This is a genomic window from uncultured Limnohabitans sp., assembly GCF_937889215.1.
Classification (GTDB): domain Bacteria; phylum Pseudomonadota; class Gammaproteobacteria; order Burkholderiales; family Burkholderiaceae_C; genus Limnohabitans_A.
Genome location: NZ_CALBEX010000411.1, coordinates 1 through 2914 on the forward strand (window position 1 = coordinate 1; position 2914 = coordinate 2914).

At 56.6% G+C, this 2914-nt stretch carries 4 protein-coding genes and 2 pseudogenes; all 6 read right to left on the reverse strand.

From position 1 onward, the window contains the following. On the reverse strand, positions 1-507 hold a 507-nt coding region (locus Q0341_RS10410; protein WP_299512945.1), incomplete at its 3' end, for an ABC transporter ATP-binding protein. 84 nt (positions 508-591) lie between these two features. Then, the gene (locus tag Q0341_RS10415) at positions 592-867 is read right to left on the reverse strand and encodes an STAS domain-containing protein (protein WP_299512947.1); all 276 of its coding nucleotides are present in this window, start codon (positions 865-867) and stop codon (positions 592-594) included. A 14-nt stretch (positions 868-881) separates the two neighbouring features. Then, the gene (locus Q0341_RS10420; protein WP_299512951.1) at positions 882-1526 is read right to left on the reverse strand and encodes a phospholipid-binding protein MlaC; all 645 of its coding nucleotides are present in this window, start codon (positions 1524-1526) and stop codon (positions 882-884) included. A 74-nt stretch (positions 1527-1600) separates the two neighbouring features. Then, positions 1601-2329 carry a VacJ family lipoprotein gene (locus Q0341_RS10425; protein WP_299512949.1) on the reverse strand — a complete coding sequence of 243 codons (729 nt, stop codon included), beginning with the start codon at positions 2327-2329 and terminating at the stop codon, positions 1601-1603. Between the two features lie 2 nt (positions 2330-2331). Continuing rightward, positions 2332-2805: pseudogene (gene mlaD / locus Q0341_RS10430) on the reverse strand (outer membrane lipid asymmetry maintenance protein MlaD). A 12-nt stretch (positions 2806-2817) separates the two neighbouring features. After that, positions 2818-2914: pseudogene (locus Q0341_RS10435) on the reverse strand (ABC transporter permease); the annotation flags it as partial.

A 2914-nucleotide genomic window follows, 5' to 3' on the forward strand; every position in this document is an offset into this window, starting at 1 on the left:
CCCGGCGGTGGGCTCGTCGAGCACGATCACGCGAGGCTTGTGCACCAAGGCTTGAGCCACCAGCACACGCCGCTTCATGCCGCCCGAGAGTTGGCGCATATTGGCACCCGCCTTGTCGGCCAGCCCCAAGCTGCTCAGCAGCTCGTCGATCCAGGCGTCGTTTTTCTTGACGCCAAAATAACCCGACTGGATGCGCAAAGCCTCTCGCACCGTGAAAAACGGGTCAAACACCAGCTCTTGCGGCACCACCCCCAAGAGACGCCTGGCGGCAGCGTAGTCGCTTTGCACGTCGTGGCCATGCACCAACACACGACCAGTACTGGGGCGGCTCAAGCCTGCCAGAGTGCTGATCAGGGTGGTTTTCCCAGCACCGTTGGGGCCGAGCAAGCCAAAAAATTCACCCTCCTGCACATCAAAACTGACTTGGTCAAGCGCCTTGAACGCGGCTGTGCCTGCCAGTTTGGCAGGGTAAATCTTAGAGACGGCTTGGAATGAGAGTGCAGGCATGGGAGGGGACTATTTTAAGTGCAGGCATGCAGACCCCGAGGCGAAGCAGGGTGATCGGCACAAAAAGACCTGAAAGGCGCAGTTTCAGACCTGTGCAAGCAGGTCAAGCACACCGTACAAACTGGCTAACTCGGCCAACCCAGGCGTCATGCCCTGGATGGTCAAGGCACTGCCTTTTTCAGCCAAAACCCGGCGCAAACCGAGCAAAACGGCCAGTGCCGAGGAATCAAACTCAGACAGCTCGGAAGCGTCCATGACCACCACTGCAGGCGGTTCGGCCGGCAACTGTGACATCCACTGGGCCAAGCATGTATTGGCCTGATCGTGCAGCAAGGTGTCAGGCAACTTCAGGGGGCTCATGGTGTCTGGACCGCTCAAGAGGCCTTGGCGTTGGACTTGTTGCGTGCCGCCAAACTGGCAATCAACGCGTCAAGGCCACCGGCATTGATCTCTTTGGTGAACTGGTTGCGGTAGTTTTCAATCAACCACACCCCGAGCACATTCAGATCAAAAATCATCCAGCCTGCACCCTCGCCCGGCGTTCTCTCCAAACGGTAATCGAGCTGAATCGGATCGCCCTTGCCTCGCACTTCGGTGTTGACCACCAGGTTTTTGTCTTGTTGCCCAGGACGCAAGGGCTTGACCACCACCACCTGATCGGTGATTTGGTTCAATGCGCCAGAGTAAGTGCGGACCAGCAAGACTTTGAACTCTTCTTGCAGACGTTTTTGCTGCTCGGCTGTCGCTTTGCGCCAAGCGGGGCCAGTGGCCAGCGCGGTCATGCGACGGAAGTTGACGTGCGGCATGACCTGGGTGTCCACCAGTTGCATGATCTTGCTGATGTCGCCACTGCGCAAAGATTTGTCGGCCTTGATGGTGTTCAGGCTTTCGTTCGCGATGCGCTGAATGAAGACCTCTGGCGCTTCGTCAGCGGCCATGGCCAAGCCAGGTGCCGAAAGCACGACCGCTGCGCACAAAGTGGCAACTGTGTTGGTCAGAAATTGGCGACGGTCGAACATGGCGTTAGAAACTTGGATGTGCATGCGTTCAATATAAGGCCAGTGGCCGAGGTTCTTGTGAAAAACTGTAACGGCTACTTCGACTCATCGCCGTAGTCGAAGGTGGACGGGGGGTTGCCATCGTAGATGTCGTTTCGTCGCTTTTGCAGGTAAGCATCGCGCACAAAGGAATAAGGGTCCAGTGAAGCGGCCTTGACCACGTCCACCGTTTGCAGCAAACCGGTGCGCACATCCAGCACGCGGGTCACCGTCAAGACGTTGCGGGTAGCCTGGTCTGAAAACTGCTGCGTAGCGTCACCCTGCATGTCCAGCGGCAAAGCTGCCGTGTCGCGCAAAGTGGAAGGCCCGAGCAAAGGCAGCATCAGATACGGCCCCGGCTTGACACCCCAATAACCCAAGGTCTGGCCGAAGTCTTCTTTGCGTTTTTCGAGCCGCATTTCAGTGGCCACGTCGAGCAAACCACCCAAACCCAAAAAGGTGTTCACATTGATGCGCATGAAGGTTTCAACCGTGGCCTGTCCCTTGAGTTGCAGGGCACTGTTGGCCATGGACCACACATCGCCAATGTTGCCCAAAAAGTTATGAATGCCTGTCCGCACAAAACGCGGCGTCACGGTCTCATAAATCTGGGCTGCAGGCTTGATGGCCGCGGTGTCGACCACGTCATTGAATTTGTAAATGCTGCGGTTCATAGACTCCCAAGGGTCACGCGCATCGGCAGTCTGCACAGCGGCACAGCCTTGCAACAACAGCACACCGCAGATCAGCGCCAACGGGGCGCTCCGTTTTATCCAATTCACCATGGTCATTGCCCTCCAGCGGCAGGTTTTTCAGCTTGGCTGAATAAAAATTGACTGATCAAGTTTTCCAAGATCACCGCCGATTGGGTGGAGCCAATCCGGTCACCTGCGGCCAAATTCTTCTCGTCCGCACCCGGGGAAACGTCCAGGTATTACTCACCCAGCAAGCCACTGGTGAGAATCTTCAAGGAGCTGTCTTGCGGAAATGCATGCTCAGGCTGCAGTCCCAAGGTCACTTTGGCTTGAAAAGACTCGCCATCAAACTCAATTTTTTTGACGCGCCCGACCACCACACCGGCGCTTTTGACGGCGGCCCCTGGCTTGAGGCCGCCAATGTTGTCGAACTTGGCCGTGACCTCGTAGTCGTTGGTGAAGCTCCAGGTCAGCAAATTGGCCGCCTTGAGCGCCAAGAACAGCACAGCCACAGCGCCGAGCAAAACAAACAAACCGACCCAGACATCATTTTTGGAACGTTGCATGGTATTTCTCTCTCAAATGCTGAACATCAGCGCGGTCAGGATGAAATCCAGACCCAAAACCGACAAAGAAGAGACCACCACGCTGCGCGTGGTGGCACTGGCCACACCT